This window comes from Streptomyces xingningensis (genome assembly GCF_054957865.1).
This window is the reverse complement of record NZ_JBDJPF010000010.1, coordinates 99,525-119,947: the sequence shown is the minus strand read 5'-3', so window position 1 is coordinate 119,947 and position 20,423 is coordinate 99,525. Positions and strand designations below refer to the sequence as shown.

Below are 20,423 nucleotides of genomic sequence, written 5' to 3'. Positions count from 1 at the left end.
TGATACCCGAACGGAGTATGTCCTCTGTATGGGCCGATGTCGTGTGATGCGCGAGACTGTGCGGACGACCGCCGCTTCGCTGAGGAGGTACGCCATGGCCGTTTCGATCTCCGTGGTTCTGCTTCTTGTGATCCTGGCCGTGGTGTTCCTCCGCAACGGGGGACTGCGGATGTCGCACGCACTGGTCTGCGTCCTGCTGGGCTTTCTGCTGGCAAATACGAGCGTCGCCCCGACGATCTCCAACGGCATCTCGGCCACCGCCTCGCTCGTCAGCGGGGTACGCCCCTAGGGGGCTCAGCGGCCGAGCTCGACGTCCTCCAACACGCCCAGGGCGTCCGGCACCAGTACGGCCACCGAGTAATAGGCGCTCACCAGGTAGGACGAGACCGCGTGCTCGTCGATGCCCATGAAGCGCACATTCATGCTGGGCTGGTACTCATCGGGGATTCCGGTCTGGTGCAGGCCGATGACCCCCTGGCTCTCCTCGCCCGTCCGGATGGCGAGGATCGAACTGGTGCCCGACTCACTGACCGGGATCTTGTTGCAGGACAGCAGCGGCACACCTCGCCAGGAGCGCACCGGGGTACCCAGCACCTCGATGCTCCTGGGGTAGAGGCCACGGCTGTTGCACTCGCGGCCGAACGCGGCGATGGTGCGCGGATGGGCCAGCAGATACTGGGTCTTGCGGCGCATGGCCAGCAGCTCGTCGAGGTCGTCGGGGGTGGGCGGGCCGCTGCGGGTGCGGATGCGCTGGCCCAGGTCGGCGTTCGGCAGCAGCCCGAAGCCGGGGTTGTTGACCATCTCGTGCTCCTGGCGTTCGCGCAGGGCCTCGACGGTGAGCTTCAGCTGCTGCTCCAGCTGGTTCATCGGCTCGTTGTAGAGGTCGGCGACCCGGGTGTGCACCCGCAACACGGTCTGTGCGACGCTCAGTTCGTACTCGCGCGGCTTGAGCTCGTACTCCACGAAGGTGCCTGGGATGACCGGCTCGCCGCTGTGCCCGGACGTCACCGCGATATCGGCCTCGCCGCGTTTGTTGGCGGCCGGCGCGGAGCGGGACTCGAAGTCCGCGAGGTGGGCGCGCAGCGCGGGGGAACGCCCGGCGATCTCCTGGAAGTCCCGGAGCGGGAGCGCCAGCACCGTACAGCGCGTGGTGGCCCGGATGGTGAAGTCCCAGACGGCGTCGGGCTCCAGGGGCACCCGCTCGCCGAAGAAGTCGCCGTCGGCCAGGGTGGCGAGCACCGTCTCGTCCCCGTACTTGCCGGTGCCCGTCTTGGTGAGCTTGCCATGGGCGATCAGGAAGATCTCGTCGGCCGGGTGCCCGGCCTGCACCAGGGCGTCGCCCGGCCCGTACTGCCGCTGGACGAAGCCGTCCGCCAGCGCCTCCAGCACCGAGTGGTCCTCGAACTCCCGCAGCAGCGGCAGCTCACCCAGCTCGGGCGGGATCACCCGGATCTCCGTACCGGTGGAGATGAACTCGACGATGCCGTTGCCGACCGTGTAGCTCAGCCGCCGGTTCACCCGGTAGGTGCCCGCCGACACCTGCACCCAGGGCAGTACCCGCAGCAGCCAGCGCGAGGAGATGCCGCGCATCTGGGGCGCGGACTTGGTGGTCGTCGCGAGCTGACGTGCCGCATCCGTGCCCAGACTCAGCTGGGTGGTGTTCGCGGGCTCCGCTGACGTGGTCATAAGTGGTGATCACCCATCTGTCGGTCGCCGGAAGTGGCCGTACACGCGCGGCGAAGCTAGCAGCGGAAAACCAGCCGGGGCGATCGCTCGATCGGGTAGGAATAACCGACCTGTCAGGGTTGGACCGTCAGGACCGGACGAAAACGCCGATGCCATTGGCCACGGCCCGCTCGGCGCCTCCCGACGGATGGTTGCGCACCGTCGAGTGCGCGCTGTGCGGGGCACGCGTGACCAGGGTGCTCGACCCGCCCCCGTCCAGATTGAAGGCGTCCACGGCCCCCAGCTTCCGCATGGCCCCGGCCAGTTCGGAAACCGTCAGCCCGGCGCGGTACGCGGCGCGGCCGTCCAGCGCCAGCAGGTACAGCCGGCGGCCGCCGTCGGCGAGACCCACCGCCGTCCGCACCGCCGCGGTCGACCCGTCCAGCCCGGGGAGCGGACGGCCACCGCGCAGAACCGGGAAACCGCCCAGCGCACAGCGCAGCGCCCCCGACCGCCTGGACCGCAGCCGCTCCTCGACCTCCAGCTCATCGCCGACCGCCACATTCCGCAGCTCCCGCGCCCCTTGCTCACGCCCCACCAGCACCACCGAACCGCGCGGGATCGCCCCCTTGCCCGGCTTGCGCGCCACCGACACCACCCGGCCATTGCGCACCGTCACCTCCACCGTGTCCCGGCTGCACCGGGCGCCCCGGTCGGTGTCCGTACCGCAGGTCGCCCGCACCCGCGATGCCTTGCCCCATGCGGCCGTGAACGCGCCGATGCCGCCGACCGGCAGCGCGTACTGATTGAAGCCGCTCAACGGCAGCTCGTCCTCCTCCTCCGTACGCACCACCCCCTCCAGCGCCAACCGGTCCAGCCTGCCCACCCGGTTCGTCCCCACCGCGAGCACATCCTCGGTGGTGGCCCCCCTGGGCATCTCCGGACCGAAGCGCTGGCCGTCCGGCACCGCCGCCTTCAGGGCCCGCCCGCCCGCGACCGCCGGACCCACCGGCGCGCCGGTCGCCTCCACCCCCGGGTGCTGCGCCTCCGCGATATTGAAGAAGTCCCCGTTCACCCCGCCCACCGCACCCTGACGGTCGGCCAGCCGGGACACCGTCTCCCGCGCCCCGACCACCCCCGGATACAGCAGATCCACCGACACCCGGCGGTCCCGCAGATCGACCGTCAGCAGATGCCCGAACACCGGACCGTGCGAACCCTTCAGCGAGAACCCCCGGTATGCCACCCCGGGAGCGACCGCGTCCGCGGCACCCACCCGCAGCCCCGGATCCTCCTCCGCGGCGGCGCGCATCAGACCTCCGCCGCCGACCAGCGAGACCCAGGCCACCAACACCGTCAGCACCACACGCCCATGACGTCTTCGTCTGCTCATCGTCACCCCGGAGGATCCGTCAACTCTGCCCGGACACATGAGCCTTCATCCTGCCCCGCTTGCCCTGGAAAAACTCCGGGGAACGCACCGGCGTCCATCCGGGCAACTCTGGACACGTCCCTGTCGAACAGCCCTGCGGACCCCGATACTCACTGACGACAGCGCGCATCCACCCCTCGAGCCGGAAAGGCCCCCGATGACCTCTCCCACGCGCCGCGCCGCCGTCGTCACCCTCGGAGCCGCCCTCGCCGGCTCCTTCGCGGCCCCCGCCCTCGCCGAGACCCGGCAGACCGTCCGGCGCGGCAAGCCGCCGCTGCACCATGCCCACGCGCACAACGACTACGAGCACCGGCACCCGCTCACCGAAGCCCTCTCGCACGGCTTCAACAGCGTCGAGGCCGACATCTGGCTCGTCGGCGACCAGCTCCTGGTCGCCCATGACGCCGACAAACTCGACCCCGGACGCACCCTGGAATCCCTCTACCTCGACCCGCTGCTGCACCGGGTCAGGGCCAACCACGGCCGGGTCTACCGCGGTTATGACCTCACCCTGCAACTGCTCATCGACATCAAGTCCCCCGGCGACCCCACCTACCGGGAGCTCTCCCGGCATCTGCACCGCTACCGGTCGATGCTCAGCGTCTGCACCGGAGGGCGGGTGCACCGCGGCGCGATCACCGCCGTGATCTCCGGAGACCGCGGCGCCCGCGGGCCGATGGAACGGGAACGGGTGCGGTACGCCTTCTACGACGGGCGGCTGGCCGATCTCGGCACCGGAGTGCCCGCCTCGTTCACCTCGCTCATCAGCGACAACTGGGGCCAGAACTTCACCTGGCGCGGGGTGGGGCCGATCCCCCGGCGGGAGCGGGCCGCGCTCCGGCGGATCGTCACCACCGCACACGCCGCCCGGCAGCAGGTGCGCTTCTGGGCCACCCCCGACCAACCCGGCCCGGCCCGGGACGCGCTGTGGCGGGAATTGCTGGCCGCGGGCGTCGACTACCTCAACACGGACGATCTCGCGGGTCTGGAGGCGTTCCTCCGCGCAGCTCACTGAGCACCCGGAGCCTGCCGGGCTCGGGGACCTCCGGCAGCAGCAACGCCACCGCGTGCAGCAGCTTGCCGAGCAGAAAGGTGGTGTCGGGCGTCGCGCGGACGAGTTCGCGCACCGCCTCGGTGTCCTCCCGCCATACGGATTCCAGCAGTACCGCGACATCCGGTGCGGCCTCCTCGTCCGTCTCGACCCAACCCGGCTCCTCCGGCGCCCGCCGGGCCAGGTGCCGGAGCACCCGGTCCCCGACCTCGGCCCGGTACGCCTTGCGGACGGCCTCGTTCGCGACCCAGACGAGCGCGGAGACCAGGTCCCTGGCCTCGTCGGCCGCCATGCCGGCGGGCAGGCAGTCGTCGAACGCCCGCTGGTTGCCATGCCGGAAGGCCAGGAGGAGGTGGGCTGCCCTTGCCTTCGCCTCGGTGGCGCGTATCTGGGTGATCTCGGCAGTCATCCGGCAAATCGTACTGTCGGTGGATCATCCCGTCGGTAGCGCCACGCACGGTATGTTGACGGAATGTCAGGATCCGGGGCGGAAGGTGTGGCGGTACGGTCGCCGCGCGATCGGGCGGGGGCGGGCGTGGGGACGCTGGCCGTATGGCCACCCCACCACAGCCGCCGCCGTATGGGCCGTATGGACCACCCGGAGGCTTCGGCCCGCCACCCGGGCCCCCGGACGGCGGCGATGGTGCCGGGCGGCGGATCGCGATCGTCGTGCTGGTGCTGCTGGCGGTCGCCGGGATCGCGGTGGCGGTGGTGCTGGTGGTGGGCGGCAGGGGTGGAAAGGGGGGCGGGGGAGCCTCACCGAGCGCGTCCTCGGCTCCGCCGTCGGTGGGGATTCCGAGTGGGCTGCTGCCGAGTGGGCTGCCGACGGAGTTGCCCAGCGAACTGCCCAGTGAGCTGCCCAGCGGGTTTCCGACGGCGTTGCCGAGCGGGTTTCCCACCGAGCTGCGGGGGCGGTGAGGGGGTTTGTGCCCCCGCACCCACACCGCACATGCTCAGCCCAGCGCCACCCCCAGCGCCGTCGCCGGGTCACGCTCGCAGGGGCCGGCGGGCTGCCAGTCGCCGCCCTCCCTGCGGTAGGGCCACCAGTTGCCGTCGCGCCCATAGCGCAGCTGGGCATTGAGGCCGGCCGCCGTCCAGTGGTTGCGCTGCCGGCGCAGCCGGGGCGGGGGTTCCCAGGCGGCGGCCAGTTGGGCGCGGGCCCGGGCGAGGACCTCGGGGGCCGGGGTCCACTCCTCCTCCAGCGCGTCGAGCGCCGCGGGCCCGCCATGACCCCAGGCCCTTACGGCACGGGCCAGTTGGGCGCGGTCCTGGCCGCGGCCGCTCGCCAGGCGGGTGACGACGGAGTCGGGCGGGGCGGCCGCGGCCAGGCGCACCGCGTCCTGACGGACGGTCAGGGGGGCCGGTATGGGGGAGTGTTCATGGCCGGGAGCCAGGGCCTCGGTCAGCAACTGCCGGGCCCGGGCGGCCGCATCGGTGGCGAGGAAGCGCAGTGCTTCGAGGTCGAGGCCCGGGGCCGGAGATGCGTCGCCGGTCAGTGCGGGTGGGTGGCCCGGAGTGTCGACCGCCGGGGGGAGCGCGGGCAGTGGCGGGACGAGACCGCGCAGCGCGAACGCCTCTCGCGCGGGTATCCCGGTGGGAGCCTTGGGCGCGTGTGCGGCGCTGCGCGCCCGCAGTTCGTCCAGCAGCTCCCGTTCGCCACGGCCGCGCAGCAACAGCAGGATGAACGGGTCCTGGTCGAGCAGCCGCGCGACCTGGTGGCACAGGGCCACGGTGTGCGGACAGTGGTCCCAGGCCGCACAGCCGCACTCCGGCTCCAAGTCGCCGATGCCCGGGAGGAGTTCGGTGCCGGCCGCGGCCGCGTCCTCGACCAGCTGGGGCGGCATGTCACGGTCCAGCAGCGCGGCGATATGGCCCGCCCGGTCGGCCACCAGGGCGAGGAAACGGTCCCAGTCGGCGTCGGACAGCCGCTGGACGACCACATCCGCGCGAAATGGCGTGCCGTCCCGGTCGCGCACCATCGCGGTCACCCGGCCGGGGCGCACGGACACGGCGCCGACCGCTCCGGCCCGGGCGTGCCTGCGTCCGGCCTTCACCTGCCGGCCGTCCAGCGCGGTGTCCTCCAGCGCCTTGAGCCAGGCCCGGCCCCACCAGCTCTCCGCGAAGCCGCGCCCCTGGACGGGTGGCAGGGCCTGGAAGACGCGCTCCGTCGGTTCGGTCATCGGTCCGTCCCCCTGAGTGTCACGAGTTCCGCCAGCTCGGCGTCGGTGAGTTCGGTCAGCGCGGCCTCGCCGGAGCCCAGCACGGCGTCCGCCAGCGCCTGCTTGCGGGTGAGCAGGTCCGCGATCCGGTCCTCGACCGTGCCCTCGGCGATCAGCCGGTGCACCTGGACGGGCTGGGTCTGGCCGATGCGGTGGGCGCGGTCGGTGGCCTGTGCCTCGACGGCCGGATTCCACCAGCGGTCGAAGTGCACCACATGCCCGGCGCGGGTGAGGTTCAGGCCGGTGCCGGCCGCCTTCAACGACAGCAGGAAGACCGGGACTTCGCCGTCCTGGAAGCGGCGCACCAGCTCCTCCCGGTGGGCGACGGGGGTGCCGCCGTGCAGGAACAGGGTGGGTATGCCGCGGGCTGCCAGGTGCCGTTCCAGCAGCCGCGCCAGCTGGACGTACTGGGTGAAGACCAGCACGCTCGCGCCCTCGGCCAGGATGGTGTCCAGCAGCTCGTCGAGCAGCTCGACCTTGCCCGAACGGCCGTCGATCCGGGGCTCGTTCTCCTTCAGATACTGTGCGGGGTGGTTGCAGATCTGCTTCAGCCCGGTGAGCAGCTTGACGATCAGCCCGCGTCGCTGCAGGCCGTCGGCCCCCGCGATCTCCGCGAGTATCTCGCGCACCACCGCCTCGTACAGTCCCGCCTGCTCCTTGGTGAGCCCGACGGCGCGGTCCGTCTCGGTCTTCGGCGGCAGCTCGGGTGCGATGCCGGGGTCGGACTTGCGGCGGCGCAGCAGGAACGGGCGGACGAGCGCACCCAGCCGTTCGGCGGCGGCGGGGTCGGCGCCGCCCTCCACGGGCCGGGCGTGGCGCCGGCGGAAGGCGCCCAGCGAGCCGAGGAGTCCGGGTGTGGTCCAGTCGAGGATCGCCCACAGCTCGGACAGGTTGTTCTCGACCGGGGTGCCGGAGAGCGCGACCCGGGCCTTGGCGCCGATGCCGCGCAGCTCCCTGGCGGTTGAGGAGTACGGATTCTTCACATGCTGGGCCTCGTCGGCGACGACCATGCCCCAGTCGGCCTCCGCCAGCCGCCGGGCGTCCAGCCGCATCGTGCCATAGGTGGTGAGGACGAACTCTCCGTCCGTCACGCCGTCCAGGGTCCGGGCCGGGCCGTGGAAGCGGCGCACCGGGGTGCCGGGGGCGAACCGTTCGATCTCCCGCTGCCAGTTGCCCAGCAGGGAGGCGGGGCAGACCACCAGCGTCGGACCCGCCGCGTCCGGCAGGGTCTGGCGGTGCAGATGGAGGGCGATCAGCGTGATGGTCTTGCCGAGGCCCATGTCGTCGGCGAGGCAGCCGCCGAGGCCGAGCGAGGTCATGCGGTTCAGCCAGTCGAGGCCGCGCAGTTGGTAGTCGCGCAGGGTCGCGGCGAGGGCGGCGGGCTGTGCCACCGGCTGCCGGGTGGCCTCGGGGTCGGCGATCAGATCACGGAGGGCCGCCAGCCGGCCGGTTGCCCGGACCTCGACGGTCTCGTCGTCGTCCGCCTCCGCCGGGGCCCGGCCGGTGAGTGCCGCCTGCAGGGCCTCCACCGGGGTGACCTTGCGGTCCTTGCGGTCCCGGGCGCGGCGGAGCGCGGCCGGGTCGATCAGCATCCACTGGTCGCGCAGGCGCACCACGGGGCGGCTGGCTTCGGCCAGCCGGTCCAGCTCCGCCCTGGTCAGCTCCGTCTCGCCGATGGCGAATCGCCAGCCGAAGGTGAGCAGCGCGTCGGCGGTGAGCAGGGACGGCAATCCCGATGTGCGGTCCTGCTGCGGGTCGTCCTCGGGCGGGCCGACGACGGCCCGCGTGGTGAGCCCTCGGGCCAGCTCCTTCGGCCAGTGCACCTCGACTCCCGCCGCGTCCAGGGCCGTTGCCGCCGGGCCGAGCAGTTCGCCGAGCTCCTCGTCGGCGAGGTCGAGGGCGTCCGGGACCGCCACCGAGAGCAGTGGCGAGAGGGCGGGCCAGGCGTGGGCGGCGCGGCGCAGTGCGAGCAGGGCGTTCATCCGGGCGTCCCGGACCGGCCAGTCGGCGCCGGACCACAGCTGTGCGGCGTCCATGACGAGCGCCGGGTCGGCGAGGCTGTGGAGTTGGAGCACGGCGCGAAAGCGCGGGCCGGGCCCGTCCGCGGGTTGCACCGGGCCGAGGGCCTCGACGCGCAGCGACAGCCGTACCCCGGTGTCGTGCCCGGCGGCGAGGCCGGCCGCCCAGGCGCGCTGCTCGGGCAGCCGCCCGGGTTCGTCCGCGGCGAAGGCGCGGCCGCCGGCCGCGAGGGCCGCGGCGGGGGAGCGGGGCAGGCTGTCGGCGACGGCGTCCAGGAAGGCGCGCAGCAGCCGCTCCGGCTCCGGCAGCAGCAGCGGGTCGCCGTCCGGGAGCGGCACGGCGTGTGCGGCGGGTGGCATCGCGTCGGCCAGCTCCCGGATCCGGCGCAGATCGTCGGGGGCCGGCGGGCCGACCCGCCAGCTGTCCTGGTCGGTCGCGGTGAGCGAGGGCAACAGGCGGCCGCGGGCGGCCAGTTGCAGGGCGAGTACCGCCGCGGTGCCCCAGAAGACGGCCGCCTCGTCGGCCCCGGCGGCACGGGCGCGGGTGAGGACGGGCAGGGCCTCCCGGACGGGCAGCACGGTGGCCCTTACGGTCGTGGTGCCGACACCGGTGCCGTCCGCGACGGCGATGGTGAGCTCTTCGACGGTGCCGTGCGGGTCGGGGGCTTCCCCGTCGGGTCGCCAGAAGGCGACGCATCCGGTGCGGGCCGGGTCGCCGGGGAGGAAGGTGGCCGAGGAGTGGGCGAGGTGGGACAGCTGGGAGGGGGTCGCGGCAGGAAGTGGGGTCACGGGCTGCGAATTCCTCAAATTTGACTACCTTGGGTCATGGGCGGCACAGAGTACCCGAGGCGGCCCGGCGGTGTGGACCTCACTTGAGTGAGTCGCATCACGTCGCCGTGGTGGAGACTGGGAACTGGGCACGCTCGCCGGGCGTTGTCGGGGCACGGAGCGGCAGCCGCCGCGCGGAGGAGGCAGGGACATGAGCAACAGGGCCAAGGTCGCCGTCGGCGGTGTGGCGGTGGGAGTGATATTGCTCTGGCTGGTGGGGTTCTGGCCGGCCGTGCTGGTGATGGTGGGAGTGCCGGTCGGCGCGTATCTGCTGCTGGATTCCTCGCAGCGCAAGCGGCTGCGCCGGGTGTCGCGCAAGCAGTTGGGACGCTAGCGCGCCCCGGTAGGGGGCTCAGAGCGTGCCGGGCACGTCTTGAAATGCCGGGGCGAGAGCCGCTTTCAGCAGGCGGCGGGAGCTGCCGGAGCCGTCCGCCGGGACGGTCCACAGATCGGAGCCGTAGTCGCCGGGCAGGGAGTAGACCAGGGTGTGGTCGTCCCGCCAGACGGCCTGATCGTCGACGTTCCGCCGCTCGGCCGTGGCGCTCTCCCGCAGGGTGCGCAGGTCCAGTACGTACAACCGCCAGGGCGCGTCCGAGGAGGAGCCCTGGACCCGCTTCTTGTAGGCCACCCGGGTTCCATCGGGGGAGAGGGAGGGGCATTCCACATTGGCGTGCAGGGAGCGGAGGGTCTGTTCGGTGCGGTCGCCCCGCACCAGATAGGTCTGCCCGCCGGTGGCGACGGTGGCGTAGAAGTGGGTGTCGTCGGCGAAGGTGACACCCCAGATGTTGAGGTCCGCCGCCTTGTGGAGGTGGCCGTCCAGGTAGAAGCGGTAGGTCTCCAGATTGCGGTCCAGCCCGCCGGAGCGGACGTCGAGCACCGAGGTGCGGGTGGAGAAGGCGGCGCCCGCATAGGAGTCACCGCTGACGAAGACCGTCCAGGCGACGCTGTGCCCGCCGGGCGAGACCCGGGCCCGGGTCGGGATGCCCGCCAGGTCGTAGTGGCGCAGCTCGCGCAGGTGCGCGTCCAGCACGATGGCGCGGTAGCCGTCGTGGAGCTTGCCGTGCACCGCCCGCAGGCAGACCCCGGTGCCTCCGGCGGAGTGGAAGCGCAGGCAGCGCACTCCGGAGGCGGTGCGCGGGCCGGTGGGGTCCGCTGTGGCGACGGAGGTGAGCTCATCGCGGTGCGGACCCCAGGCCATGTTCCGGAAGACGCTGCGGCCCGGGGTGTCCAGCACGACCTCGCCCGGTCGTACGTCCGGGCCGCCCGCCTGGACGCGGTCCTTCTCGGCCGCCCGCCCCGCCGCGTGCAGGGTGGCGCCGACCGCGACACCGCCCAGCACCAGGACGGCGGCCAGCAGGATCAGGATGCGGTGGGTGCGGTTCAACGGGCGCCCTCCGGGGCGGTGTTGACGGCCGAGGGGCGCAGCAGCAGTGCGCTGAGGGCGGCGGCGACGGCCAGTGCGGCGGCCGCCGCGCCCAGTGCGGTGCGGTCGCCCCAGGCGGTCCAGGCCGCGCCGAAGGCGATCGAGCAGACGAAGCGGGCGGCCGCCTGGCCCGTCTGCACCACCGCCAGCCCGCTGCCCCGCACCTCCGCCGGCACCGCGTCGGCGGTCGCCGCGGCGAGGACTCCGTCGGTGGCGGCATAGAAGCCGCCGTGCAGGGCGAGCACCACACCGGCCAGCGCGGCGGAGCCCCCGGACGAGGCGAACAGCAGCCCGTACGCACCGAGCAGCGCCAGATGGCCGCAGAGGAACAGCCGGCGGCGGCCGGTCCGGTCGGCGATCACCCCGAGTGGCACCGCCAGCAGCAGAAACGCGGTGGAGGTGCCCAACGGCAGCAGCGGGAACCAGGATTCGGACAGATCCAGGCGGCGCTGCAGGGTGAGGTAGAGGAAGGAGTCGCTGACGGTGGTCAGCCCCAGCAGCATCGCGCACCCGGCCAGCCGGCGCACGGCGGCACGGCGCAGCAGCTCGCGCACGGGGGTGCGCACCGCCGCTCGCCGCCCGGCCGGTTCCCTGCCGGCGCGGCGTCCGGGGGCGAACAGCAGCAGGACCAGCACGCCGAGGGCGGCCACACAGCCGCTGACGGTGAACACGGCGTCATAGCCCCCGGTGGCGATCCGCAGGATCACCAGGGCCGCCACCGGGCCGAGCAGCGCACCGGCGGTGTCCATCGCCCGGTGCACCCCGAACGCCCGCCCCCGGGCGGCCGGTTCACAGGCGAGCGAGATCATGGCGTCGCGCGGCGCCGTGCGCAGCCCCTTGCCGGTCCGGTCGGCGGCGAGCACGGCACCGATCAGCGGCACGGTGTGCACGGCGAGCAACAGGGGCTTGCACAGCGCGGAGAGGCCGTAACCGGCCGCCGCCACGGCCTTGTGGCTGCCGCCGTGGCGGTCGGCGAGCCGGCCGCCGATGAGCCGTACCAGGGTGCTGACCCCGTTGTAGACCCCGTCCAGGAGGCCGAACCCGAGTGGTGACAGGCCGAGTTCGGTGACCAGGTAGAGCGGCAGCACGGCGGTGACCATCTCCGAGGAGATGTCGGTGATCAGACTGACGGTGCCGAGGACCAGCACCGCGCCGGGGACGACGGCGGCCCGGCCGGGACGGCCGTCCCGGCCGGCGGTGCGCGGAGTGTCGGAGGTGCGGCCGTCCGCGAGATACACGGTCAGCTGTTCCAGATGCCGCTGATGTCCTGGCCGTTGGCGGCATTGCCGGCGTGCGGGGTGCCGTACATGTCCTCAAGGGTGCGCAGCACGTCGTAGTGGTTGTAGGTGGTGCCGGAGGTGGAGCCCGCCTTGACCGGCTGTCCGTAGAGGACGGTCGGGATGCGGTTGCCGCTCAGCTTGTTGTCCTCGTCGAAGGTGAGCAGGAGCAGGCTGTTGTTGTTCTTGGCCCAGTCGGCATAGGCCTTGAGGTTGGCCTTGAGCCACTTGTCGCCGGTGGTCACCGAGCAGTCGTGCATGTCATTGCACAGGTTCGGGATCACAAAGGAGACCGTGGGGAGCGTGGAGTAGTCGCCGGGGAAGGCGTCGAAGGTGTGCGCCGTGCTGGTGGGGACGTTGCTGAAGCCGAACCAGGGGTTGTGCTTCTGCGCGTAGTCCCCGCTTCTGCACTCCGTTGAACCCTCGGACGGCAGCGACTCGTTGTAGCTTGCCCAGGTCTTGCCCGCGCCGGTGAGTTCGGAGGCCAGGTTGGGGGCATTGCTGAAGCCGATGTCCACGCAGCTGTCATCGGTGACGCCCTGGGTGTCGCCGGAGAACAGCGCATAGTAGTTCGGCTGGCTGGGGTGGGTCTCGGCGTACGACTGGGTGAGGTTGGCGCCGCCCGCCACCAGCGAGTTGATGTACGGGGCCTTGGAGGAGCCGATGACCTGGTCATAGGCGTGGTTCTCGAAGACCACGACCACGACATGGTCCGGGGTGGGTATCGCCGCGGCGGCCGGGGCGGCCGAGGAGTGCGCGGCCCAGAGGCCGAGCGAGGCGGCGGCGAGGCCGAAGGCCGAGGCCAGTACGCCGAGTTGACGGCGACGGCGCGGTCGGCGGGGGTGCGGGGTTGCCATGGGCACGGATCCTCCGTACGTGGGGGTGGACGGAAGGTGGCGGATGTGCGGATGTGCTGGCAGCGTAGAGCGTGTTTGCTGGCATGTACACGTCTTGGTGATGACGGATGGCCGAGCGTTGGGTGAAGCCCGGCCGGCGGGCAGGCGTCAGGGCGGGTCCTAGGGGGTGTCTGGTGGATCTCCGCGACGCCGCGGAGATCCACCAGACACCCCCTAGGCGGCGGGCAGGCCGAGCAGCCGACGGGTCACCGTCTGCGGGGGTTCGTCGTATTCGCGCGCGAGCGCGATCACCGCACGGCAGGCGAGTTCCTGCACACCGAAGCCGAGCGCCTCCGGCGAGACCCAGCGCGCCGCCTCCGCGCCGCGCTCCTGGTCGTCCTCGGCGCACGCCGCCACATAGACGGCCGCGGCCTCGAAGAGGTTGTGCTGCCGGGCCGTGCGTTGCGGCGGAGGATCCGGTTCGCGCTTGTGGAATCGGTTGAACACGCGGATCACCTGCCCCCGTGAGCGGCCATTCCTGCGGTTGTCCAAGTGTGCCCGGCCATCGTGCAGTTGAATCTCCGGTCACCAAAAGGGGGCAGGCAGGCGCCGGCTCAGAGTTCCCGCGGCGCGGCCGGGCGCCCTGGTGGTCGCCGTCACCGGCCGCCGACTGGCGGACACGCATGGGTAGCCGAGGGGGCCGGGTTGCCGACGGGTTCCGGGTGAGCAAGGCTTGCACGGCAGTTCGGGAACCGTGACACGGGGAGGCGGCGCATGGCGCTCGGCAAGGAACTCGGTTCGATACTCGACGACCTGTCCCAGCGGGTCGAGGGGATACGACATGCGCTGGTGCTGTCCAACGACGGGCTGGTGACCAGCGCGAGCTCCAGCCTGGAGCGGGAGGACGCCGAGCAACTGGCCGCGGTCGCCTCCGGGTTGCACAGCCTCGCCAAGGGTGCCGGGCGCCAGTTCCGGGTGGGGCGGGTGCGGCAGACCATGGTCGAATTCGATGGCGGTGTGCTGTTTGTGACTGCCGCGGGGGAGGGCAGCTGCCTGTGCGTCCTCGGGAGCGAGGGGGCGGATATCGGCCAGGTCGCCTATGAGATGACGCTGTTGGTCGACGGGGTGGGCGAGCGGGTGGACGTCGCGGCCCGGCGGGAGGGCGGCCCGGAGCCGCACTGACCACCGGGCCGTGGCCGGCCGGGCCTGCCCTACAACTGGCCGACGTCCATGACCCGGACCACCGCCCGCCCCTCCTCGTCCGAGGCCGTGAGATCGACCTCCGCCGAGATGCCCCAGTCGTGGTCGCCATTGGGGTCGGCGAAGGTCTGCCGGACCCGCCACAGGCCGTCCTCCGGCCGCTCCTCGATCCGCAGCAGCTTGGGGCCGCGCGCATCGGGGCCGGTGCCCAGCTCGTCGTACTCCTCCCAGTAGGCGTCCAGCGCCCCGGCCCAGCGGTCCTCGTCCCAGCCGGACTCGGCGTCCAGCTCGCCGAGTTCGGCCACCTTGTCGAGGGCGGCCAGCTCGACCCGGCGGAACAGGGCATTGCGCACCAGCACCCGGAAGGCCCGGGCGTTGGCCGTGACCGGCTTGACCTGGTCGGCCTGTTCCTGAGCCTCCTCGGCAGTCTGGACCTCCGGATTCGCCAGCTGTTCCCACTCGTCCAGCAGGCTGGAATCCACCTGGCGGACCATCTCGCCGAGCCAGGCGATCAGGTCCTGGAGGTCCTCGCTCTTCAGATCGTCCGGGATGGTGTGCTCCAGCGCCTTGTACGCGCTCGCCAGATACCGCAGCACGATGCCCTCGGTGCGGGCCAGTTCGTAGAAGGAGGTGAACTCGGTGAAGGACAGCGCCCGTTCATACATGTCACGGATGACCGACTTCGGGGAAACCGGGTGGTCGCCGACCCATGGATGCGACTTCTTGTAGAGGCCGTACGCGTGCCACAGGAGCTCTTCGAGCGGCTTGGGGTAGGTGACATCCTGGAGCCGCTCCATGCGCTCCTCGTACTCGACGCCATCCGCCTTCATCGCGCTCACGGCCTCGCCGCGTGCCTTGTTCTGCTGGGCGGCCAGGATCTGGCGCGGGTCGTCCAAGGTCGATTCGACGACCGAGACCATGTCGAGGGCGTAGGACGGCGACTCCGGATCGAGCAGCTCGAAGGCCGCCAGCGCGAAAGTCGACAGCGGCTGGTTGAGCGCGAAGTCCTGTTGCAGGTCGACGGTCAGGCGGATGATGCGGCCCTCGGCGTCCGGGGTCTTCAGCCGCTCCACCACACCGCCGTCCAGCAGCGAGCGGTAGATGGCGATGGCGCGACGGATGTGCCGCAGCTGGTTCCGGCGCGATTCGTGGTTGTCCTCCAGGAGACGGCGCATCGCCTCAAAGGCGTTGCCCGGCCGGGCGATCACCGAGAGCAGCATGGTGTGGGTGACCCGGAAGCGCGAAGTCAGCGGCTCCGGCTCGGACCCGATCAGCTTCTCGAAGGTGTTCTCCGACCAGGCGACAAAGCCCTCGGGGGCCTTTTTGCGGACCACCTTGCGGCGCTTCTTGGGATCGTCGCCCGCCTTGGCGAGGGCCTTCTCGTTCTCGATGACATGCTCGGGAGCCTGTGCGACCACAAAACCGGCGGTGTCAAAACCGGCCCGGCCCGCCCGGCCGGCGATCTGGTGGAACTCCCGGGCGCGCAGGGTACGCACCCGGTTGCCGTCGTATTTGGTGAGGGCGGTGAACAGCACCGTGCGAATCGGCACATTGACGCCCACCCCCAGCGTGTCCGTACCGCAGATGACCTTCAACAGGCCCGCCTGGGCCAGCTTTTCGACCAGTCGCCGGTACTTGGGCAGCATGCCCGCATGATGCACGCCGATACCATGACGGACGTAACGGGAGAGATTGCGGCCGAACTTGGTGGTGAAGCGGAAGTTGCCGATCAGCTCGGCGATCCTGTCCTTCTCCTCCCGGGTGCACATGTTGATGCTCATCAGCGACTGGGCGCGCTCGACCGCCTGTGCCTGGGTGAAGTGCACGATGTAGACCGGCGACTGCTTGGTCTCCAGCAGCTCGGTCAGGGTCTCGGTGATCGGGGTGGTGACGTACTCGTACGAGAGCGGGACCGGCCGGGTCGCCGAGCGGACGACCGCCGTCTCGCGGCCGGTGCGCCGGGTCAGATCCTTCTCGAACATCGAGACATCGCCGAGTGTCGCGGACATCAGGATGAACTGCGCCTGCGGCAGCTCCAGTAGCGGGATCTGCCACGCCCAGCCCCGGTCCGGCTCCGCATAGAAGTGGAACTCGTCCATCACGACCTGGCCGATGTCGGCGTCCTTGCCGTCCCGCAGCGCGATGGAGGCGAGCACCTCCGCCGTACAGCAGATGACCGGGGCGTCGGCGTTGACCGAGGCGTCGCCGGTGAGCATGCCGACGTTCTCGGTGCCGAACAGCTTGCACAGGTCGAAGAACTTCTCCGAGACCAGTGCCTTGATGGGCGCCGTATAGAACGTCACCTGGTCGTTGGCCAGCGCGGCGAAGTGCGCTCCGGCCGCCACCAGGCTCTTGCCCGAGCCGGTCGGTGTGGACAGGATCACATTCGCCCCGGAGACCACCTCGATCAGTGCCTCCTCCTGAGCGGGGTAGAGCGTGATGCCCCGCCCCTCGGCCCAGGTCGAGAAGGCCTCGAAGAGGGCATCGGGGTCGGCATGGCTCGGCATCTGATCGATAAGGGTCACCCCTCCATACTGCCTGGCCCCGGGCCCGATCAGAGAACCGGCCGGTCGAGCGGTTGATCATCGGGCATGCGAGATCGGCCTGCCCGGCCTGCCGGCCGGCAGCGAAGGTCACATCCGGCTTCCCCGCCCCCAGTTGCCGACAGGAAAGTGGGGTGGCGTCAGTGAACTGTGATGCCGATCTTGCGGCCGTTCCCGGGTGGCTTGGCGTTCTCGTACGAGCTCTTGATCTTGGCGTCGCTGGTCAGCAGATCGCAGTCGAGGGCTTCGCCGAGGGCGACGTACGAAGCGTCATAGACGGAGAGGATCGCCCCCAGGGTGGTCATGCGTGGCCATAGGAGCATGATGTCGTGCCGCACGATGGGGAGTTTGCTGTACTCGGCGGTGGCCTTGGTGAACAGGTCCTTGCCGAGTACGGGTGATTTTCCTCTGGAGCCCCTGGACAGGCGCACCAGGTTGGACAGGATCTCGGTATCCAGCAGGTAGGGGGCGGCCAGGCCGTCCTCCTCTTTGAGACGGGCACGGATGGCGCTGCCCCGGGGTCCGGTATCGGTGAGGGCGTGGACGAGCGCGGCAGCGTCGATGACGATCAACGGCGCTCCCGGCCCTCTTGGGTGAGGGCAGCGATGTCGATGCCGGTGAGGTCCGTGCCGGCGATGGCCTCCATCCGCTCGACCGCTTCGGCGAGGCTTGGAGTGGTCGCCTCCCGGGTGAAGACGTCGATGAGGAATGCCTGAAGGGACTTGCCTGCCTTGGCGGCCTTGAGTTTGAGTCCATCGGCGATGGGGTCGGGCACGTCTTTGACGGTAATCGCAGTCACGCCTGCATTTTACCTACTGAGCCTGCGTTTCGCATGTCCCACCGCGCGCGGTGATCGCGACGTTGGTGGGTGCCGCGGTCCGGACCCGAGATGGCGCTGCCGACCCGCGTCAGCGAGGGTGGACCGGGCCCTCCAGGAGTTCGGCCAGCAGACCGCCCAGCACCTCGCGCTGCTCGGCGGTCAGCGGGGCGAGGAGATCCTCCACCGCCGCCCGCCGGGCCTCGCGCAGCGCCCGCAGCGTCGCCCGGCCCTGGTCGGTGAGCTCGATCCGGATCACCCGGCGGTTCGAGGGATCGGGCACCCGGCGCACCGCGCCGTTCGCCTCCAGGGCGTCGACCAGGGTGGTGACCGCCCGGGGGACCACTTCCAGGCGCTCGGCCAGATCCGCCATCCGCGGGGGGGTCTCATAGTGCGCGACGCCGCGCAGCAGCCGGGACTGGGCGGGTGTGATGCCGATCGGATCCAGATAGCGCTTCTGGGTCCGGTGGAGCCTGCGGGTCAGACGCAACAACTGCTCCGTGAGCAGGCCGGACGAGTCGGGGGCGGCGGTCATCGGCCCAGGCTATCAGGAGAATATTCATAGTGAACATAGGTAACAATGAGCTATGCTCTGCATGGCGCTCGACGATGCGCCTCCCGTGCCGCTGCCCCCCACCTCACTGAAGGAGCCCATGCGCCCCGACGACATCGACCGGACCCCACCACCCCACCACCCCCCCGACCCGGAGCAACCCGCCCAAGTGCGGCGGATTCTCCGGCTGTTCCGTCCCTACCGCGGCCGGCTGGCCTTCGTGGGGCTGCTCGTCGCCGCCTCGTCCCTGGTCACGGTCGCCTCGCCGTTTATGCTGCGCGAGGTCCTGGACGTCGCCATCCCGCAAGGGCGCACCGGCCTGTTGAGCCTGCTGGCCCTGGGGATGATCGCCGCCGCGCTGGTCAACAGCGTCTTCGGCGTGCTGCAGACGCTGATCTCCACCACGGTCGGCCAGCGGGTGATGCACGATCTGCGGGCCGCGGTCTACGCCCGGCTGCAGAGCATGTCCCTGGCCTTCTTCACCCGGACCCGCACCGGAGAGGTGCAGTCCCGCATCGCCAATGACATCGGCGGCATGCAGGCCACCGTCACCTCCACCGCGACGTCCCTGGTCTCCAACCTCACCGCCGTGGTCGCCGCGGTGGTCGCGATGCTGGCCCTGGACTGGCGGCTGACGCTGGTCTCGCTGCTCCTGCTGCCGGTGTTCGGATGGATCAGCCACCGCGTCGGCCGTGAGCGCAAGAAGATCACCTCGCAGCGGCAGCAGCAGATGGCGGCCATGGCCACCATGGTCACCGAGTCGCTGTCGGTCAGCGGCATCCTGCTCGGCCGCACCATGGGCCGGGCGGAATCGCTCACCGAGACGTTCACCAAGGAGTCGGAGCGACTGGTGGGGCTGGAGATCCGGGCCGGCATGGCCGGCCGGTGGCGGATGTCCGTGGTCGGCATCGTGATGGCCGCCCTGCCCGCCCTGCTCTACTGGGCCGCCGGCCTCGCCCGGCAGACGGGCGGCCCGGAGGTCTCCCTGGGCACCCTGGTGGCCTTTGTCTCCCTGCAACAGGGCCTGCTGCGGCCCACGGTCAGCCTGCTGACCACGGGCGTGCAGATACAGACCTCGCTCGCGCTCTTCCAGCGCATCTTCGAATACCTCGACCTGCCTGTGGAGATCACCGAACCGGAGAAGCCGGTGCGGCTGGAGCGGATCCGCGGCGAGGTCCGCTTCGAGGAGGTCGCCTTCTCCTACGATGCGTCGGGCGCCGCGCTCAGCGGCATCGACCTGGTGGTGCCGGCCGGGAGCAGCCTGGCCGTCGTCGGCCCGACCGGGTCCGGCAAGAGCACCCTCAGCCAGCTGGTGCCCCGGCTCTACGACGTCACCGGCGGCCGGGTCCTGATCGACGGAGTGGATGTCCGCGACCTCGACTTCGCCACCCTGTCCCGCGCCATCGGCGTGGTCGCGCAGGAGACCTACCTCTTCCACGCCTCCGTCGCGGACAACCTGCGCTTCGCCAAGCCCGATGCCACCGAGGAGGAGATCCACGCCGCCGCCCGGGCGGCTCAGATCCACGACCACATAACCGCCCTGCCCGATGGCTATGACACCGTGGTCGGTGAGCGCGGCCACCGCTTCTCCGGTGGCGAGAAGCAGCGGCTGGCCATAGCCCGCACCATTCTGCGCGACCCTCCCGTCCTCATCCTGGACGAGGCGACCTCCGCGTTGGACACCCGCACCGAATACGCCGTGCAGCAGGCCATCGACGCACTGTCCGCGGGGCGTACCACGATCACCATCGCGCACCGGCTCTCCACCATCCGTGACGCCGACCAGATCGTCGTCCTCGACGCCGGGCGCATCGCCGAGCGCGGCACCCATCGCGAACTCCTCGCGGACGACGGGCGCTACGCCGCCCTGGTGCGGCGCGATGCCCGGGTCACGGCGCCGGTGTGAGGAGAGGGCGCGGTTCGCCCGACACCAGAATCACCTCCAGGCGGCGCGGCCCATGCACCCCCTCGACCCGGTCCAGTTCGATGTCACTGGTCGCCGAAGGCCCCGAGATCCAGGTCAACGGCCGTGCAGGGGCGAGCCGTTCAAGGGCCTGCGGCACCGAGTCCACGATCTGGTCGGCGATGCGCACCACACACAGATGGTGGTCGGGCACCAGGCTGATACGTCGGCGCCCCTGGTCCGGGCCCCCGTCCAGGACGATGGTTCCGGTCTCGGCGATCGCCAGCGCACAGCCGGTGACCACGGCGTCCATGGCATCCAGTTGATGTGGTGTCAGATCGGGGGAGTCGATGACGAGCTCCACCGCCGCCCGGGCCGGCCAGCCGCCGGGCAGCCCGGCCGGGACGACCACCCGGCGCGCGCCGCGCCGTGCCAGCAGGTCCGCCAGCAGCGCGGGCAGCCGCTCCGCCGTCGAACGGTGCACATCGGCGCGGTAGTCGAGGAGGTTCTCGGCGAGCAGCACGGCCGACTCGGCGGGTGTCCGTCTGCCATGGACGCGCACATAGTCGCGGGCGACCGGGTGGTCGCCGGGCCGCTCATGGGACGGCACATCCGCCAGCGCGCGCCGCACCCGGCCCAGGATCCGCTCCCTGCCGTC

At 71.3% G+C, this 20,423-nt stretch carries 20 protein-coding genes; 6 read left to right on the top strand and 14 right to left on the bottom strand.

Annotation, left to right across the window (positions count from 1 at the left end):
* Positions 1 to 94 precede the first annotated feature (94 nt).
* Positions 95 to 289 carry a hypothetical protein gene (locus ABCR83_RS08285; RefSeq protein ID WP_462694192.1) on the top strand — a complete coding sequence of 65 codons (195 nt, stop codon included), beginning with the start codon at positions 95 to 97 and terminating at the stop codon, positions 287 to 289.
* Between the two features lie 5 nt (positions 290 to 294).
* Here the strand turns inward: ABCR83_RS08285 and ABCR83_RS08280 are convergent, their stop codons facing one another.
* Positions 295 to 1,686 carry a family 2B encapsulin nanocompartment shell protein gene (locus ABCR83_RS08280; protein WP_462694191.1) on the bottom strand — a complete coding sequence of 464 codons (1,392 nt, stop codon included), beginning with the start codon at positions 1,684 to 1,686 and terminating at the stop codon, positions 295 to 297.
* A gap of 127 nt (positions 1,687 to 1,813) precedes the next feature.
* Positions 1,814 to 3,058 (bottom strand): phosphodiester glycosidase family protein, encoded by a 1,245-nt coding sequence (locus ABCR83_RS08275; RefSeq protein WP_462694190.1) that lies wholly within the window; start codon positions 3,056 to 3,058, stop codon positions 1,814 to 1,816.
* Positions 3,059 to 3,254: 196 nt separating this feature from the next.
* Here ABCR83_RS08275 and ABCR83_RS08270 point away from each other — a divergent pair, with 196 nt between their 5' ends.
* Positions 3,255 to 4,112: a phosphatidylinositol-specific phospholipase C/glycerophosphodiester phosphodiesterase family protein gene (locus ABCR83_RS08270; protein WP_462694189.1), complete on the top strand. Its 858-nt coding sequence runs from the start codon at positions 3,255 to 3,257 to the stop codon at positions 4,110 to 4,112.
* Here the strand turns inward: ABCR83_RS08270 and ABCR83_RS08265 are convergent.
* The gene (locus tag ABCR83_RS08265; RefSeq protein ID WP_462694188.1) at positions 4,060 to 4,557 is read right to left on the bottom strand and encodes a hypothetical protein; all 498 of its coding nucleotides are present in this window, start codon (positions 4,555 to 4,557) and stop codon (positions 4,060 to 4,062) included. The two genes, ABCR83_RS08270 and ABCR83_RS08265, sit on opposite strands and share 53 nt — an antisense overlap.
* Before the next feature lie 143 nt (positions 4,558 to 4,700).
* On the opposite strand from ABCR83_RS08265, the gene ABCR83_RS08260 reads away from it, so the two are divergent.
* Positions 4,701 to 5,066, top strand: a complete 366-nt coding sequence (locus ABCR83_RS08260; RefSeq protein WP_462694187.1) for a hypothetical protein — start codon at positions 4,701 to 4,703, stop codon at positions 5,064 to 5,066.
* A 35-nt stretch (positions 5,067 to 5,101) separates the two neighbouring features.
* Here the strand turns inward: ABCR83_RS08260 and ABCR83_RS08255 are convergent, their stop codons facing one another.
* Complete coding sequence (locus ABCR83_RS08255) at positions 5,102 to 6,328, bottom strand: SWIM zinc finger family protein (RefSeq protein ID WP_462694186.1); 1,227 nt, start codon at positions 6,326 to 6,328, stop codon at positions 5,102 to 5,104.
* Positions 6,325 to 9,174, bottom strand: a complete 2,850-nt coding sequence (locus ABCR83_RS08250) for a DEAD/DEAH box helicase (protein ID WP_462694185.1) — start codon at positions 9,172 to 9,174, stop codon at positions 6,325 to 6,327. Before ABCR83_RS08250 ends, ABCR83_RS08255 begins: the two co-directional genes overlap by 4 nt.
* Positions 9,175 to 9,364: 190 nt before the next feature.
* On the opposite strand from ABCR83_RS08250, the gene ABCR83_RS08245 reads away from it, so the two are divergent.
* Entirely contained in the window at positions 9,365 to 9,547 is a 183-nt protein-coding gene (locus tag ABCR83_RS08245; protein WP_462694184.1) for a hypothetical protein, read from the top strand.
* Positions 9,548 to 9,565: 18 nt separating this feature from the next.
* On the opposite strand, the gene ABCR83_RS08240 is transcribed toward ABCR83_RS08245, so the two are convergent.
* From ABCR83_RS08240 to ABCR83_RS08225, 4 genes are all read right to left on the bottom strand, one after another.
* Positions 9,566 to 10,597 carry a TolB family protein gene (locus ABCR83_RS08240; RefSeq protein ID WP_462694183.1) on the bottom strand — a complete coding sequence of 344 codons (1,032 nt, stop codon included), beginning with the start codon at positions 10,595 to 10,597 and terminating at the stop codon, positions 9,566 to 9,568.
* Positions 10,594 to 11,874, bottom strand: coding sequence for an MFS transporter (locus tag ABCR83_RS08235; RefSeq protein WP_462694182.1), 1,281 nt, complete (start codon positions 11,872 to 11,874; stop codon positions 10,594 to 10,596). Before ABCR83_RS08235 ends, ABCR83_RS08240 begins: the two co-directional genes overlap by 4 nt.
* Before the next feature lie 2 nt (positions 11,875 to 11,876).
* Entirely contained in the window at positions 11,877 to 12,770 is an 894-nt protein-coding gene (locus ABCR83_RS08230; protein ID WP_462694181.1) for an alkaline phosphatase family protein, read from the bottom strand.
* Positions 12,771 to 12,983: 213 nt separating this feature from the next.
* On the bottom strand, positions 12,984 to 13,256 hold the full coding sequence (locus tag ABCR83_RS08225; protein WP_462694180.1) for a hypothetical protein: 273 nt from the start codon (positions 13,254 to 13,256) through the stop codon (positions 12,984 to 12,986).
* 267 nt (positions 13,257 to 13,523) lie between these two features.
* Here ABCR83_RS08225 and ABCR83_RS08220 point away from each other — a divergent pair, with 267 nt between their 5' ends.
* Positions 13,524 to 13,931: a roadblock/LC7 domain-containing protein gene (locus ABCR83_RS08220; RefSeq protein ID WP_462694179.1), complete on the top strand. Its 408-nt coding sequence runs from the start codon at positions 13,524 to 13,526 to the stop codon at positions 13,929 to 13,931.
* Between the two features lie 29 nt (positions 13,932 to 13,960).
* On the opposite strand, the gene ABCR83_RS08215 is transcribed toward ABCR83_RS08220, so the two are convergent.
* The 4 genes from ABCR83_RS08215 to ABCR83_RS08200 all read right to left on the bottom strand — a co-directional run bounded on the left by ABCR83_RS08215 (position 13,961) and on the right by ABCR83_RS08200 (position 17,844).
* The gene (locus ABCR83_RS08215; RefSeq protein WP_462694178.1) at positions 13,961 to 16,474 is read right to left on the bottom strand and encodes a DEAD/DEAH box helicase; all 2,514 of its coding nucleotides are present in this window, start codon (positions 16,472 to 16,474) and stop codon (positions 13,961 to 13,963) included.
* Positions 16,475 to 16,632: 158 nt separating this feature from the next.
* Positions 16,633 to 17,064, bottom strand: coding sequence for a type II toxin-antitoxin system VapC family toxin (locus tag ABCR83_RS08210; RefSeq protein WP_462694177.1), 432 nt, complete (start codon positions 17,062 to 17,064; stop codon positions 16,633 to 16,635).
* Positions 17,061 to 17,291 carry a FitA-like ribbon-helix-helix domain-containing protein gene (locus ABCR83_RS08205; RefSeq protein WP_462694176.1) on the bottom strand — a complete coding sequence of 77 codons (231 nt, stop codon included), beginning with the start codon at positions 17,289 to 17,291 and terminating at the stop codon, positions 17,061 to 17,063. The genes ABCR83_RS08210 and ABCR83_RS08205 overlap by 4 nt, the downstream gene beginning before the upstream one ends.
* A 109-nt stretch (positions 17,292 to 17,400) precedes the next feature.
* A complete protein-coding gene (locus ABCR83_RS08200; RefSeq protein WP_462694175.1) occupies positions 17,401 to 17,844 on the bottom strand; it encodes a MarR family winged helix-turn-helix transcriptional regulator in 444 nt (147 codons plus the stop codon).
* Between the two features lie 118 nt (positions 17,845 to 17,962).
* Between ABCR83_RS08200 and ABCR83_RS08195 the strand changes: the two genes are divergently transcribed.
* Positions 17,963 to 19,768: an ABC transporter ATP-binding protein gene (locus tag ABCR83_RS08195; RefSeq protein ID WP_462694202.1), complete on the top strand. Its 1,806-nt coding sequence runs from the start codon at positions 17,963 to 17,965 to the stop codon at positions 19,766 to 19,768.
* On the opposite strand, the gene ABCR83_RS08190 is transcribed toward ABCR83_RS08195, so the two are convergent.
* Entirely contained in the window at positions 19,752 to 20,396 is a 645-nt protein-coding gene (locus ABCR83_RS08190; protein ID WP_462694174.1) for a LutC/YkgG family protein, read from the bottom strand. The two genes, ABCR83_RS08195 and ABCR83_RS08190, sit on opposite strands and share 17 nt — an antisense overlap.
* Positions 20,397 to 20,423 lie beyond the last annotated feature (27 nt).